14 protein-coding genes are annotated in these 14,337 nt (G+C 38.2%); 11 read left to right on the forward strand and 3 right to left on the reverse strand.

Annotated elements, in window-relative coordinates; all coding sequences use genetic code 11:
• The first annotated feature begins 55 nt into the window (after positions 1–55).
• The 3 genes from tkt to HF876_RS14705 all read left to right on the forward strand — a co-directional run bounded on the left by tkt (position 56) and on the right by HF876_RS14705 (position 3,165).
• Entirely contained in the window at positions 56–2,056 is a 2,001-nt protein-coding gene (tkt, locus tag HF876_RS14695) for a transketolase (RefSeq protein ID WP_169360805.1), read from the forward strand.
• A gap of 149 nt (positions 2,057–2,205) precedes the next feature.
• Complete coding sequence (locus tag HF876_RS14700) at positions 2,206–2,427, forward strand: YneF family protein (protein ID WP_144537029.1); 222 nt, start codon at positions 2,206–2,208, stop codon at positions 2,425–2,427.
• 204 nt (positions 2,428–2,631) lie between these two features.
• Positions 2,632–3,165 (forward strand): hypothetical protein, encoded by a 534-nt coding sequence (locus tag HF876_RS14705; protein WP_169360806.1) that lies wholly within the window; start codon positions 2,632–2,634, stop codon positions 3,163–3,165.
• A gap of 146 nt (positions 3,166–3,311) precedes the next feature.
• Here the strand turns inward: HF876_RS14705 and HF876_RS19390 are convergent, their stop codons facing one another.
• From HF876_RS19390 to HF876_RS14720, 3 genes are all read right to left on the reverse strand, one after another.
• Positions 3,312–3,431 carry an NUDIX hydrolase N-terminal domain-containing protein gene (locus tag HF876_RS19390; RefSeq protein WP_169360807.1) on the reverse strand — a complete coding sequence of 40 codons (120 nt, stop codon included), beginning with the start codon at positions 3,429–3,431 and terminating at the stop codon, positions 3,312–3,314.
• A gap of 226 nt (positions 3,432–3,657) precedes the next feature.
• Complete coding sequence (locus tag HF876_RS14715; RefSeq protein WP_169360808.1) at positions 3,658–4,617, reverse strand: alpha/beta hydrolase; 960 nt, start codon at positions 4,615–4,617, stop codon at positions 3,658–3,660.
• A 9-nt stretch (positions 4,618–4,626) separates the two neighbouring features.
• Entirely contained in the window at positions 4,627–5,523 is an 897-nt protein-coding gene (locus tag HF876_RS14720; RefSeq protein ID WP_169360809.1) for a hydroxymethylglutaryl-CoA lyase, read from the reverse strand.
• A 92-nt stretch (positions 5,524–5,615) separates the two neighbouring features.
• Between HF876_RS14720 and HF876_RS14725 the strand changes: the two genes are divergently transcribed.
• From HF876_RS14725 to HF876_RS14760, 8 genes are all read left to right on the forward strand, one after another.
• Positions 5,616–6,818 (forward strand): acetyl-CoA C-acetyltransferase, encoded by a 1,203-nt coding sequence (locus HF876_RS14725; protein WP_169360810.1) that lies wholly within the window; start codon positions 5,616–5,618, stop codon positions 6,816–6,818.
• A 15-nt stretch (positions 6,819–6,833) separates the two neighbouring features.
• Positions 6,834–7,097 (forward strand): YqkE family protein, encoded by a 264-nt coding sequence (locus HF876_RS14730; RefSeq protein ID WP_169360811.1) that lies wholly within the window; start codon positions 6,834–6,836, stop codon positions 7,095–7,097.
• Between the two features lie 249 nt (positions 7,098–7,346).
• A complete protein-coding gene (locus HF876_RS14735) occupies positions 7,347–7,553 on the forward strand; it encodes a helix-turn-helix transcriptional regulator (RefSeq protein WP_169360812.1) in 207 nt (68 codons plus the stop codon).
• Complete coding sequence (locus HF876_RS14740) at positions 7,550–8,032, forward strand: hypothetical protein (protein ID WP_169360813.1); 483 nt, start codon at positions 7,550–7,552, stop codon at positions 8,030–8,032. Before HF876_RS14735 ends, HF876_RS14740 begins: the two co-directional genes overlap by 4 nt.
• A gap of 466 nt (positions 8,033–8,498) precedes the next feature.
• On the forward strand, positions 8,499–10,169 hold the full coding sequence (locus HF876_RS14745; protein WP_169360814.1) for a polysaccharide deacetylase family protein: 1,671 nt from the start codon (positions 8,499–8,501) through the stop codon (positions 10,167–10,169).
• 18 nt (positions 10,170–10,187) lie between these two features.
• Positions 10,188–11,423 carry a DegT/DnrJ/EryC1/StrS family aminotransferase gene (locus tag HF876_RS14750; protein WP_169360815.1) on the forward strand — a complete coding sequence of 412 codons (1,236 nt, stop codon included), beginning with the start codon at positions 10,188–10,190 and terminating at the stop codon, positions 11,421–11,423.
• 12 nt (positions 11,424–11,435) lie between these two features.
• Complete coding sequence (locus HF876_RS14755; RefSeq protein ID WP_169360816.1) at positions 11,436–13,235, forward strand: hypothetical protein; 1,800 nt, start codon at positions 11,436–11,438, stop codon at positions 13,233–13,235.
• Positions 13,236–13,247: 12 nt separating this feature from the next.
• Positions 13,248–14,309 (forward strand): alpha/beta hydrolase, encoded by a 1,062-nt coding sequence (locus HF876_RS14760; protein WP_169360817.1) that lies wholly within the window; start codon positions 13,248–13,250, stop codon positions 14,307–14,309.
• The last annotated feature ends 28 nt before the right edge of the window (positions 14,310–14,337 follow it).

The following is a 14,337-nucleotide window of genomic DNA, read 5'->3' on the forward strand; positions in this document are numbered from 1 at the left end:
GATTGTTGTCTACACTAATAATATAGAAAAAAATTTGTTCGAGAGGATGTCATTCATGTCATTACAATCAGATTTATTAGCAATTACGACTATACGTACTCTTTCTATCGATGCAATCGATAAAGCAAACTCTGGTCACCCTGGTCTTCCAATGGGGGCTGCACCAATGGCTTATACGTTATGGACAAAACATTTACGCCACAACCCGAGCAACCCTAATTGGTTTAACCGCGACCGCTTTGTTTTATCTGCTGGTCATGGCTCTATGCTGTTATACAGCTTGCTACATCTTGGCGGATATGATCTTCCAATGGAAGAGATTAAAAACTTCAGACAGTGGAACTCTAAAACTCCCGGACATCCAGAATTCCGCCACACTGCTGGGGTAGAAGCAACTACTGGTCCATTAGGACAAGGAATTGGTATGGCTGTAGGTATGGCAATGGCCGAGGCTCATTTAGCTGCCACTTATAATAAAGAAGGACACTCTGTTGTTGATCACTATACGTACGCGTTATGTGGCGATGGGGATTTAATGGAAGGTGTAGCTGCTGAAGCTATTTCACTAGCAGGCCACTTGAAGTTAGATAAATTAATCGTATTGTATGATAGTAATGATATTTCATTAGATGGAGATTTACATAAATCTTTCTCTGAAAATATAGCTAAGCGTTTTGAATCTTATGGATGGAATCATATATACGTAGAAGATGGAAATGACATCGAAGCTATTTCTGCTGCTATCGATAAAGCTAAATCACAAAATGATAAACCAACAATCATCGAAGTTAAAACAGTAATTGGTTTTGGTTCTCCAAACCGATCAGGTAAAGCAGATGCGCATGGTATGCCACTTGGAAAAGAAGAATCTCTTTTAGCTAAAGCAGAGTATAAATGGTTATTCGAGGAAGATTTCTATGTTCCAGAGGAAGTATACGAGACTTTCAAGGAAGCTGCAGAACGTCAAGGCGTTCAAGAAGAAGCATCTTGGAATGATAAATTTGCAGCATATGAAAAAGAATTCCCAGAATTAGCAGCAACTTTAAATCAAGCGATTAAAGGAGAAATGCCTGCAAACTTTGCAGATGCTCTTAAATCATATGAAGAAGGTTCTTCACAGGCAAGTCGTGCTGCTTCAGGAGAAGCAATTAACGCAATTGCTCAGAATCTACCTTCTTTCTTTGGAGGAAGTGCTGACTTAGCTGGTTCTAACAAAACTACTATTAAAAATGCTGGCGATTTCTCTGCTGAAAACTATGCAGGCAAAAACATCTGGTTTGGAGTACGTGAATTTGCAATGGGAGCTGCACTTAACGGTATGGCATTACATGGTGGTCTTCATGTATTTGGCGGTACATTCTTCGTATTTAGTGATTATGTTCGACCAGCAATTCGTCTATCTGCCTTAATGGGATTACCAGTTACTTATGTATTTACACATGACAGTATTGCAGTAGGAGAAGATGGTCCAACTCATGAGCCAGTTGAGCACTTAGCATCACTAAGAGCGATGCCAGGTCTATCAGTTATACGACCAGCTGATTCGAACGAAACTGCTGAAGCATGGAAGCTAGCTGTTTCTTCTAAAGATCAACCGACTGTATTAGTTCTATCACGTCAAAATCTACCAACACTAAAAGGTTCTGTGGAACAAGCAAGTGAGGGAGTTGCAAAAGGTGCTTATGTCGTTTCTCCAGCAGAAAATGCAGAAGGTATCTTACTTGCAACAGGTTCAGAGGTTGGACTAGCAGTAGAAGCTCAAAAAGCTTTAGCGGCAGAAGGAATTCAAGTTTCTGTAGTTTCTATGCCTTCATGGGATAGATTTGAAAAACAAGATGCGGCATATAAAAATGCAGTACTACCTTCTAATTTAACAAAACGTCTTGCGATTGAGATGGGATCTTCTCTTGGTTGGCATCGTTATGTTGGATTCGAAGGGGACGTAATTGCAATCGATACATTCGGTGCAAGTGCTCCTGGTGAAATCGTTATGAAAGAATACGGATTTAATGTAGAAAATGTTGTTTCTAAAATGAAAAACTTACTACAAAAATAATATTCTTATGTGCAATTCGAATACTTGGTCTTAAAAGTATTCGAATTGCTATTTTTTAAAAGAAATTATATAGAATGCCTAGCCAATTTATAGTATAATTTCAATTGGTGTCTTGTACACGTAGAGAAGTTGGTAAAGGAGGAAAAACATTGGATACTTGGATATGGGTTGTTATAGTAATTGTTGCTTTAATCGGTGGTGTTGTAATTGGATTTTTTGCAGCACGTCAATATATGATGAAATATTTGAAAGAAAATCCACCAATCAACGAACAAATGCTACGTATGATGATGGCACAGATGGGTCGTAAACCATCCGAAAAACAAGTGAAACAAATGATGAACCAAATGAATAAAATGCAAAATAAATAATAAAGACACTTAGCAAAGTGCTTTCTGACTATAGACAACTCATTTATATTTGAGTTGTCTATAGTCTTTTTTTATGAACAATCGGGCCAAATTATAGAATATTGTAGTTGAAACTTAATATTGCTTAAATCGTAATAAGTATTAGAGTGAGGGATATAAAAAATGTATAACTATGAATAAGCCACTGAGAAAGGTGAGATACAAATGAAACAATATCAATTCACTGATGTGTTATACATGAAAAAAAAGAATGTTATTCAAGTGGAAAACAGGGAGAAAGAAAGTGTTGGAACCATTGAAGAAGCAGATATTTTAAGATGTGAAAAGGGAAGTGTAGTGTCATTTACTGCTCACAAGGGATCCGAAGTTAAGATCGGGATTAAAAAACGAAATATCAAAAACTTTCTAGTTGCTACATACATCATTGAAACAGAAGAGAAGACCTATTTTTTGAAAGATAAGCAAGGGAATAGCCTACTCTACTTTTGTGTTATAGGAAATATTGATGAACAAGACATACGAATTGAGGAAAATTGGAGCAACGAGATAGAAGTGAAAATAAATCAAATTCATATCGCTACTATTAAACCAAATGAATTCACGCTTAAAACAACTATACTCACTGAGGACCACATTTGCGAATCATCTTTACTTTTTGCTGTTATTATTTTGATGTACTTTATGTATAAAATTTATATGAATGAATCCGAATCCTTTGAAAATATATTTTTTGATTAATACGGGTACATCTAGGTACTCAAGTATAATCTTAAACTCTTAATATAGAAGCATTCAATTGGGTTCATTGTAGTAAAGGTGTTACTCTGCGTATCGAGTAATGTCGAACGTTATTTACAAATCCAATAATGCTTTTCTTAATTTCGCTAATTCAAAGTACTCTGCATCATTTCATACCTTTCAATATCATACGGATTATGTGTATATTCTATCCCGAACTGAGCTGTCGAGCGAACATGTTCTAATAACTTTAATTTATTTTCCATATATAATCCTCGTCTTATTAATGCAAAATCCCCAATTGATATAACTCCTTTTATTACATTGTTAAAATAGAATATTTTTCTTATACTATCTAAAAACCAAATGGAAATGATTTCAAAGCTTCTAGCGGACGTTTTCCATGAAATGAGCGTTAAGATCCAGCTACATTAAAAGAAGATGACCCAAGTATTAAAGGTCATCTTCTTTATCTGTTAGAAATATTTAGAATCAGTTATTCGTAAAAGTTTGTATCGGATTCTCTTCTCCTAGCAGGTCATATTGCTTTAAGAAATCTGAGACGATTTCCTCATATTCCTTGCTGTTCTCATTAAACGATTTAGCATGAGCCCCAATATCAAATAGCTTTAACATCTTTGGACCTCTTTTCTTTTCATATAAGTCCTCAGTCATTTTCGGTAGTATAAAATCGTCCTCCAGGCTATGAATAAATAGGACAGGCTTTTCAATTTTGTCTACTACATCAATGGGGGATACCAAATTCAGGGTGTACCCATCTCGAAACTTTAAGAAAAAATTTGCAAATCGGATTGCTAAGCTTGAACGAAGAGGGGTTGTTTGAGTCATAATGTGATACACTTGCTCTTCAAAGTTGGAAAATGCACAATCGGAGATATAGAAATCTGCATCATCCACAATGGAACCAGCATAGAGAAGGGTGGTGGCTGCGCCCATGGATTCTCCATGTATACCAATAACTGCATTTTCACCTGCCCTTTCTCTAACGGCTTCCACAATAGCCTGTAAATCCATTTTTTCATAGTAACCGAAGCTTGTCGTTTTTCCACCAGAATCCCCATGTCTACGGTGGTCATATACAACACTATTAAATCCCAGTCGTTCAAACATCCTAACAAATCTAAGTGAATTGATCTTGTTCTCTGTAACGCCATGACAAATAATAACGTAGTTACTCGTTTCTAATGGCTCGATGAAAATCGCTTTAAGTGAGTATCCGTTTTTCGAGGGGATCCATCGCTCTAATTTATTTACTGCTGTATACCAAGCTTCATCAAATCGTTTGGATGTAAGCTCCCGGTTATAAATAAAATCATCTTCTTTTTTCTTCATATACATAAGTTTGTTTGTAAGAAAAAAGCCGAATATAGTAGCAACAGCAGAAATAATACTTGTAAAAATACTCGTCCAAACAATTACTCTTTTTCTCAAGGTCAACACCTACTTGCTTTTAAATAGTTTATACATACCTGTTTCAATTGGTCTGGACACATAAGGAGAAATTATGTCGACAGCGTTTAATAATTCATCTATGTCGATATTGGTGGTAATATCCATTTTATGTAGCATATTCACGACATCCTCAGTTGCTACATTGCCTGTTGCACCCGGCGCAAAAGGACAACCTCCTAAACCACCAGCCGAAGTATCAAATCGAGATACACCTGCTTGTAACGCTGCAAATATATTGGCAATACCCATTTTGCGAGTATCATGAAAATGGGCAGTAATTAATGTATGAGGAAACTCATTTATTAACGTATGGAAAAGTGCGTAGCTTTCTTTTGGATTCGCCATTCCAATAGTGTCCGCCACGCTAAGCTCTTGTACACCCCATGACACAAATTCCTTACATAGTTCAGTTACTTTTTCCGGATCGACTGCACCCTCAAAAGGACAATAAAAAGCAGTGGAAATACATGCACGGACAAAATATCCGTCTTCTATTAATTTTTCTACAAGAGGCTTTAATTCATTCATACTTTCTCTAGTAGTTTTGTTAATATTTTTTTTATTAAAGCTATCTGAAACGCCTACAAAAACAGCGACACTTTTAGCTCCATTTTCCAATGCTAGGTCTATTCCTTTTTTGTTTGGTGTTAGTACAAATTGTCTACCCACTTTTTTCACATTTGTAACAATTTCTTTTGCATCACTCATTTGTGGTACCCATTTAGGTGACACAAAGGAGCTTAGTTCCATTTCCTCTACACCGGCTTTTTGAAGTTGCTCGATAAATAACAGCTTTACGTCAGTTGGTACTACATTTTTTTCATTTTGTAGACCATCCCGTGGACCTACCTCGATAATTGTCACTTTTTTTGGTAAACTATACATATTCATCCCTCCCTCTTTTATTGTAAAGAAAGGTTGGTTGAACAAGCAAATTTTAAAATTTTTGTTTCATAGTTTTATTGAAAATAGGGGATATGAAGGAGGAAATTCACGTGACAAATGAAGTTGTAATCGTAAGTGCAGTTAGAACTGCTATTGGTTCTTTTCAAGGTGCACTAAAGGATGTTCCGGCAACAAAGCTTGGAGCAATTGTAATTGATAAGGCTTTAGAAAAAGCTGGAGTTTCTAAGGAATCAGTGGATGAAGTAATCATGGGGAATGTGCTTCAGGCTGGTCTTGGACAAAACCCTGCTAGACAGGCTTCTATACAAGCAGGTTTACCACAATCCGTTTCGGCTTTAACTATAAATAAAGTATGTGGTTCAGGTCTTAAAGCAATACATTTGGCAACACAAGCGATTATTGCTGGAGATGCAGATATAGTTGTTGCTGGTGGTATGGAGAATATGAGTCAAGCTCCATATCTATTAAAAAATGCTAGAGAAGGGTTCCGAATGGGCGATCAAAAAGTAGTAGACAGTATGGTTTCTGATGGTTTATGGTGTGCTTTTAACGATTACCATATGGGAATAACGGCAGAAAATCTTTGTGACCGCTATGACATTTCACGTGAGGAGCAGGACAAATTTTCTGCTCGGTCTCAAGCAAGAGCAGCAGAAGCTGTAGAGACTGGCAAGTTTAAGGATGAAATAGTTCCTGTTGAGATTCCTCAAAGAAAAGGCGAGCCTGTTATCTTTGATAAGGATGAATATCCGAAAAAAGGGTCAACAGAGGAAAAGCTAGCTGGTTTGCGTCCTGCTTTTAAAAAGGACGGTTCAGTTACGGCTGGAAATGCTTCGGGTATTAACGACGGCGCAGCAGCTGTTGTCGTAATGTCCAAACAAAAGGCTGAGGAACTAGGCTTAAAACCATTAGCTACAATTCTTGCTAATGCATCTGCTGGAGTAGATCCAAGCGTGATGGGAATTGGACCTGTGGAAGCAGTGAAAAAAGTGTTGAATAAATCAAAACTATCCTTAAGTGAAATCGAGCTAATTGAAGCAAATGAAGCTTTCGCTGCTCAATCTATAGCAGTAGATAGAGAGCTTGCCTTCAATCATGATATACTAAATGTAAATGGTGGAGCAATTGCTTTAGGTCATCCAATCGGTGCAAGTGGTGCTCGAATTTTCGTTACTTTACTTCATGAAATGGAGAAAAGAGATGCTAAAACGGGGCTTGCGACACTTTGCATAGGTGGAGGACAAGGAGTAGCCACTATTGTGAAACGCTCATAAAGTAGGTGAATAATATTGGCTAAGAAGAAACAAAAAAGACAGCAACAGCCTAACTTTAAATCTTCAGCTGTAAAAGAAGATGGGAATTCTCTTTCAGATCAGCTTTCTATGGATGTGCTTGCTAAGTTAAAAGAAACTAAGAAGCAATTAGTAACAGCTGAGCAAGAGAAGGAAGAAGAAAGACAGGCACAGCTTGCTTTTGAAAAGAAACAAAAAGAAAAAAACAAATCCTTCGAAGAATTGCTCGATGAGTATGGCTTTGGTGGTTCTAAGTTCTAAAAAAAATGAATGGCCCCTAGAATTTTGCAGACAGCAAAATTTTAGGGGCCATTTTTGAATCATAATGAGTGAAAATTTACAACGATACTGACCAGGTAATTTACTTCAGAGGACTAAAGTTTTTTCACTGATGAACTAGAAATTGATTATATGAACTTATATTTATCTTCACTTTAATGTAAGAAATACTTTACTTTATGTCTGGTTTACTTTACATTGAAGGTAATTAACAAACAGTGGAGGTAATAAATGGGGATAAAGAATCGTTTAAAAGAACTGAGAGCAAGGTCTAACCTTACACAAAAGGACTTATCAGAAAAAGTAGGTGTAACGCGTCAGACTATTGTCTCGCTTGAGAAAGGAACCTATGTGCCATCGCTGTTACTCGCGATGAATATAGCGGAAGTGTTTCAGGAGCCAATTGAAAAAATCTTTTTCAAGGGGGATGACAAATGAAGATTGTTCTATTTGAAAGTATCAGCAAAATCATTATTATAGGGGTGCTTGCATTTGCAATGGGATTTGCTTATGAAAACATCTGGTTGATGGATGAATTTGATAGAGGGTTATCAAACGGTGAAGTTATAAACGTGGATGTAAAATTTAGTTGGTGGCCATTTATCCTCAGTATTTTATTAATGATACTTCAATCAATTCTGTCTCTAAGATTGAAGTCAAAAAAACGGGCAGACATACTTTTGAAGTTTGGAGAATTTCAAGATGGAGATGAACGGGAGCTGAGCATCACCAATAAAGCATCCAGAGCTTCTCATGTTGCTTTTACATTGAGTGCAATTACTGCAATGTTGATTATGGTTCTTTCTACAAATTACATTTATTTACATCCTGCATTTCCTATCTATTTATTTGCAGGAACAATAGCAACTTCAAGCATTGCTTATGCTATAGCATGGTGCGTTGAATATTATAAGTGAATGAGGATGAGAGAAAGGTAAATGAAAGAAATGTGAAATCTGTAGTTTGATTTCACGTTTTATTTGTTTAAGAAGCCAGCTGATTCTTGTAAGACAATCTCATTGTTCGTAGAAAAAGCAGCGACTCCTCGCCGCCAAGTGCGTGAGAGGGACTACAGGCTCGAGGCGTACCCCAAGAAAGCGGCCACCGTAGCGGAGAACTACTGAGTTCGAATTTCTTATCGATTATGAACTTTCAGTTAAGCAAAAAATAAAGCATTAAAACTTATTAAGCTTGGAGATATATTTCCAAGCTTTTTTATGTGCATGTAAAACAACCTGTAAAACCCGTGCTCCTCTAAAAGTTTATAAAATGTAAAATTTTCAAATAACTAATTGATAAAAATACCCAGTTATACTATGATTATCATAACAATATTATAGACAGGTAATATACATGTCTTTTTTATAGAGGAGTGACCGTTAAATGAGGATGGCAAAAGTGGGGGTTCTTTTAGATAGAGAGGAAACCGAAAAACAGTGGAAGAAAGGGGAAAATGTATTTGACCGCTATTTGGAAGAGATTCTTGATCATGTAAGACTGCCTTATAAAAAAATAGATTCAATCGAGGAGCTTGACTCCTTTGATTTAATGATTGTGGCTTGTTGCCCTAATACAGAAGCTGCTAAAACTAAAATTTTAGATTATGTAGAAAATGGAGGTACAGTAATTTCATATGGCAATCTTCATTGTCTAAAAGAAAGGTTAGGCTTCAGTTCTCATTCTATTCCTGCTATAGGCTATGCAGAGCTTTCTTCTTTTCTTAACCAGTCAACGTCTCTTCGTTATTTACACGCGGATCCATGGGTCTATTTTGGAGATCAGTTAGAGATCCAACAATTTGGAGCGTTACTAGAGGGCAATGGAGATGCCCTGCTTCAAATTAAATATGGAAAAGGGACTATTGAACGCTGGGCCGTCTCTATTCCCCAAACAATTGTAGGCTTACAGCAAGGTACTGCTCCTATAACAGAAGACGGAGTTCCTGCTCCCGACGGAAGTGCAAACTTGGATGAGGAGATATTAAAGGCGGACGACGGCTTTATGCTCGATTGGGACCTAGACCGAACGGTTACTGAAACAGGTATGCCTTATTTTCCCCATCCGTATGCTGATTTATGGAGAGAAGCGTTAATAGAGCATTTGGTAAAGTGTGCTCTCGATAAAAATCTTACGCTTCCTTTCATTGATTATTGGCCAGCAGGAGTAGAACATGTTGCTTTAATCTCTCATGATAGTGACTTGAACGTGGACGAATCAGCACAAATAACGTTAGATACCCTAAAGGAAGAAGGCGTGCAATCGACTTGGTGTATGATTGTGCCTGGATATAATCCTTCTATTTACAATCAAATCAAGGCAGATGGGCATGAGCTAGCTCTACACTATAATGCATTAGAATCAGATAATGGAATTTGGTCAGAAAGTGCCTTTCATGCACAGCTTACTTGGTTGCAGCAGACAGTGGGTATAGAACAAGTGACGTCCAATAAAAATCACTATACGAGGTTTGAAGGCTGGGGAGAATTTTTTACTTGGTGTGAGAAATATGGAATACAGGCTGATCAATCGAGAGGTCCTAGCAAAAGAGGAAACATAGGCTTCTTATTTGGCACGTGTCAGCCTTATTTCCCTATCGCTTGGGCCGATGAAAAAAATCGAATGTATGATGTGCTAGAGATTGGTTTTCTGACCCAAGACTTGAACCATAATACGTTAGCGGATGCGACGGTTATCGAACCATTTTTGGAAGGAGTCAAACGAGTGAATGGAGTTGCTCATTTCCTATTTCATCAAATACACATCTATCAGCAACCGCCAGTACGCGAAGCGATTATTCAACTAATCCGTATGGCAAGGCAGCAAGGCTTCTCGTTTTGGACTAGTAAGCAAATTAATGATTGGGAGAGAGCGAGACGCCAGGTTAAAATTATAGATGTATCTGAAGAGAATGGTGTGGTACTTAATGAAAATTCGATTGACGATAAGCTCGTTATTCTAATGCCTGTTTCAGAAGAAGGTGCACAAACGGTCAAACGTTTTGGGCTGAACTGTAAGATGGTTTCTGTTACGAATCACCTTTTAAAGGAAGCGTAAAGTTGGAGGGTCTAAAAAATGATAAACAATACTTTAGCGATTTTAGGTGGGCAAAAGGTTAAAACGACTCCATTCGGAACTGGGAAACGCTTTGGTGCAGAGGAAGCAACGGAGCTACTAGGGGCACTAGAGCAAAATACACTCTTTTATCATTTCGGTAGCAAGGTTAAGAAGTTTTTAGCAGATTTTAATGATTTATATCATGTGAAGTATAGTGTGGCTACCTCATCAGGAACTGCTGCGCTGCATGTTGCTCTAGGAGCAGCGGGTGTTACAGTCGGTGACGAGGTCATAACTAGCCCAATTACAGACCAGGGTACTGTAATAGGTATCTTATATCAGAACGCCATTCCTATATTTGCCGATTTAGAGCCAAATAGCTATAACATGACTGCTGAAGCCATTGAAAAGGTAATCTCACCTAAAACAAAGGCGATTATTGTTGTTCATCTTGCTGGAAACCCATGCGACATGGATTCCATAATGGAACTGGCTAGAAAATACAATGTAAAAGTGATAGAGGATTGTGCCCAAAGCTATCTCACTACTTACAAAGGGCACTTAACTGGCACAATTGGTGATTATGGATGCTTTAGTACAAACGACTTTAAGCATATATCAACAGGCGATGGCGGGATTGTTACTGTAAATTCTGGAGATGAGGAAGATTACTTTACCACTCATGCATTTGCAGATAAAAACTATAAAAGACATGACAAGGAAGTTGTAAAAGATATTCTCTATCTGGCACCTAACTATCGCATGACAGAACTTCAAGGTGCTGTTGGTATTGCTCAGTTAAAAAAACTGGAATGGATATGCACGCGAAGAAATGAGCTTGGAGAACGATTGAGTAGTGGATTACAGAACGCTAAGGGTATACGGCCAATGAAAATAACAGCTGGCGGATGGTGCAGCTACTGGTTTTATATGCTAACGCTCGATTTAGATGTGTTAAGCTGCACCCGTGAAGAGTTCTCAGATGCACTTACAGCAGAGGGTATTCCTAATTCACCAGGGTACATTTCACAAGTGTTATATGCACAAAGCCTATTCCAACAAAAACAGGCATACTTAAATAGCGAATATCCATTTAGTCTAGGCGAATATAGTTATGAAGCTGGTAGCTGTCCAAATGCAGAAGAAATTTTGAAGACAGCGATACGGTTAGATATAAATGAGTTTTTTAGTGATCATGATATAGAGGATATGATTACTGCCTTAAACAAGGTAGCTGCCCATTATTGCGTCTAAAGGAGAGCCTATATGTATAACGAACTTATAGATCATGGAACTCCGGTTGTCGCGGAGGAGGAGCGAACAGCTGCTATATGTACGAAGGAAGAAGAGAGTAGATTTGTAATTGCAGCCAAAGGATTTGTATTAATAGTCGATTTAGAAAAGGGAACAAGCAAGCAAGTTTCCTTTCCACTAGCAAATAAGGAATACCCTTTTGCCTCTTTTAGTAGTGGAGGCTTATTTTATACGGGGGCAGGTAAGATGCTGCTCGTGTTAGACCCTTTCAAAGAGTGCTTTGTGGATTATCAAGTAATAGAGAACGGTGAGGAAATAGTCGGTTTTAGCTTTGCAGAGGACAGTGAGGGAATGATTTATTTCACTACATACCCTCACTGTCACTTGCTTTCCTATGATAGCAAATCGCAGCATGTTGCAGATTACGGCTCTATGCATGCCGAGGAAAAATATCCAGGAACAGTAGCTCTTGATACGCACGGATGGGCTTATATGGGAATTGGAACTGAGAAAAGAGATATAATAGCCTACCATTTAATAACTGGCCAGAAAAAGAGTTTGCTTTCCTCTCATCAAAGGCAGAAGGGAGCAGGCTATTTATATCTTGGAACCGATGGTACTGTCTATGGACACATAGAGGCATCCGACTTAAAGAATGTGTTAACGGCCTCTCAGTGGCTAAAGTTTTCTCAGGGAGAATGTAATCCAGCAGCGGACGTTGCACCTTCTAGTTTTGTAGGAACAGGATTTCAAAAAGTCCACATTCCAGATGAATCAAATTATCAGATTGAGCACTACAGCTTATCTGAAGGGCTTGTTCAAATTAGTCATAAGGATAGTGGGATACAGAAAACGATTCATTTAGTATACCATTCGGAGGGAGCGGAGCTTTCAAGTCTTTTTCTCGCTCCAGACGGATATATCTATGGTACGTCCATGCACCCTCTACAATTTTTTCGGTATGTTCCAACCAAAAACTCTCTTCAAAATTTTGGAGCACTAGAAAAGGGAGGGGGAGGAAATATTTGTGCCTATGCTTCCCATGAAAATCTGTTAGTGGGAGTGGCATACGCAGGTGGAAAGCTATATGTTCACGATTTAGATCAGCAATCTTCTATTCCTCGTTTAGTTTTAGAAGAGGATCAGATTCATCGACCTCGCTGTGCCCTTGCCTTGAGTGGAACGAAAGAAGTCATATGGGGTGGGTTTCCGGGCTATGGACTAGTTGGTGGTGCCTTGGCAATTTATAATATGGATACAGAAAAGCAGGTCGTAATACGCAATGAAGATATATTACCCTTTCACAGTACTATTTGTCTTAGTGAGCTCAGTAACGGAGATATTATAGGGGGCACAAGTGTAGAGGCACCTGGGGGAGCAGTATCAAAAGAACAGGATGCACGCTTATATGTGCTTGATCGAACAACCATGCAACTAAAATGCAGTTTCGTACCCTTTAAAGGGACACGAGAAATTATTGCTATTTATACAGATATGTATAATCGGGTGCATGGTGTTACTGGGCTAGGAATGTACTTTATATGGGATACTGAAATGAATACTATTCTTTCCGGAAAAGATCTATCCAGTTATGGGGAACCGATTCGTTCAGGCTTTGTTTATGACGAGCCTAATCACACGCTTTACTGTCTTATGTCAGACGCACTTATTGCGATTGATGTTAAGAAACCATGCCCCGAACCAATACTTAAAAAAGGGTTAGTAGCTAAAGCGAGCAGTGGTACTGTTCTATTTAATGGAAGAGTTTACTATGGTAGTGACAGTCATTTATATAGTGTAATTATAGAATGATGGGGTGAAGAAATGTATGCATTGTCCACTTTACATCAACAGGGTGCGCCTTCTCTTTTGCGATTAATGGAACGTAAAAGAGATTGGGAGAACAAAAGAGATGCAATCGAAAAAACTTGGCTACAATGTATTGGTGGGCTCCCACCTTTAGTACAAATAAATTTTGATATAATCTCTTGGGAGTCGTATGAGGACTACTATTTATTTAAGATAAAGTACGACACTGTTTTCAACGATACGGTTCCAGCAAACCTGCTAATACCGAAAGCAAGTAACAGCAAAAAAGGTTCTACTAAAGACGACGCCATAGAGGTTTTGAACTCTAGTCACAAACATTATCCCTCCGTTATTGCGCTTCATCCAACGAGCGACAACGGGAAGGATGATGTAAGTACAACAGAGGGACGGCAAAACAGACAATATGGACTTGAGCTTGCTAAGAGAGGCTATGTAGTACTTGCCCCGGATACGATAACAGCTGGAGAACGGGTGCGACAGGACGAAAAGCCTTTTCAGACAGCAAGCTTTGACGCCGCACATCCGAACTGGTCTGCAGTAGCCAAAATGATTGTGGATCATCAGCAAGGAATAAGTTTATTAGAGAGCTTAAATTGTGTAGACAGCGATAAAATAGGGTTAATCGGACACTCACTTGGAGGCTACAACGGTTACTTTTTAGCTGGCGTAGACCGTAGAATAAAGGCAGTAGTATGTAGTTGTGGATTTTCAACATTTGCAGGAGATCCGGAGTTACATCGTTGGGGAAAACGAGATTGGTTTAGTCATATCCCTCAGTTAAGTAACTACATAAATGATGATAAGGTTCCTTTTGAATTTACTGAAATAGCTGCATTAGTAGCACCTACTCCTTTTTTTCTATGGATGGGGCAAAATGATTCTATATTCCCCCATTGGAAACCAGCTGCTGAAGGACTTTTTGAACTAAATTCATTGTATAATTGGATGGATTGTACAGAAAAAATCCAAACATTAATAGGGAACTCGGGTCATGACTTTCCCTATGAAATTAGGCAAGCAGCTTATTTATTTTTAGATAAATGGTTAATGAAATAAAACTACCAACCTTGCACATGTTATGATA

The sequence above is a fragment of the Psychrobacillus sp. BL-248-WT-3 genome (assembly GCF_012843435.1).
GTDB lineage: Bacteria > Bacillota > Bacilli > Bacillales_A > Planococcaceae > Psychrobacillus.

Bases quoted from the DNA above. Each gene is read 5' to 3' on its own strand.
- tkt (WP_169360805.1), top strand. From the start codon at position 56: ATGTCATTACAATCAGATTTATTAGCAATTACGACTATACGTACTCTT.
- HF876_RS14705 (WP_169360806.1), top strand. From the start codon at position 2,632: ATGAAACAATATCAATTCACTGATGTGTTATACATGAAAAAAAAGAAT.
- HF876_RS19390 (WP_169360807.1), bottom strand. From the start codon at position 3,431: ATGGAAAATAAATTAAAGTTATTAGAACATGTTCGCTCGACAGCTCAG.
- HF876_RS14720 (WP_169360809.1), bottom strand. From the start codon at position 5,523: ATGTATAGTTTACCAAAAAAAGTGACAATTATCGAGGTAGGTCCACGG.
- HF876_RS14725 (WP_169360810.1), top strand. From the start codon at position 5,616: ATGAAGGAGGAAATTCACGTGACAAATGAAGTTGTAATCGTAAGTGCA.
- HF876_RS14735 (WP_169360812.1), top strand. From the start codon at position 7,347: ATGGGGATAAAGAATCGTTTAAAAGAACTGAGAGCAAGGTCTAACCTT.
- HF876_RS14740 (WP_169360813.1), top strand. From the start codon at position 7,550: ATGAAGATTGTTCTATTTGAAAGTATCAGCAAAATCATTATTATAGGG.
- HF876_RS14745 (WP_169360814.1), top strand. From the start codon at position 8,499: ATGAGGATGGCAAAAGTGGGGGTTCTTTTAGATAGAGAGGAAACCGAA.
- HF876_RS14750 (WP_169360815.1), top strand. From the start codon at position 10,188: ATGATAAACAATACTTTAGCGATTTTAGGTGGGCAAAAGGTTAAAACG.
- HF876_RS14755 (WP_169360816.1), top strand. From the start codon at position 11,436: ATGTATAACGAACTTATAGATCATGGAACTCCGGTTGTCGCGGAGGAG.
- HF876_RS14760 (WP_169360817.1), top strand. From the start codon at position 13,248: ATGTATGCATTGTCCACTTTACATCAACAGGGTGCGCCTTCTCTTTTG.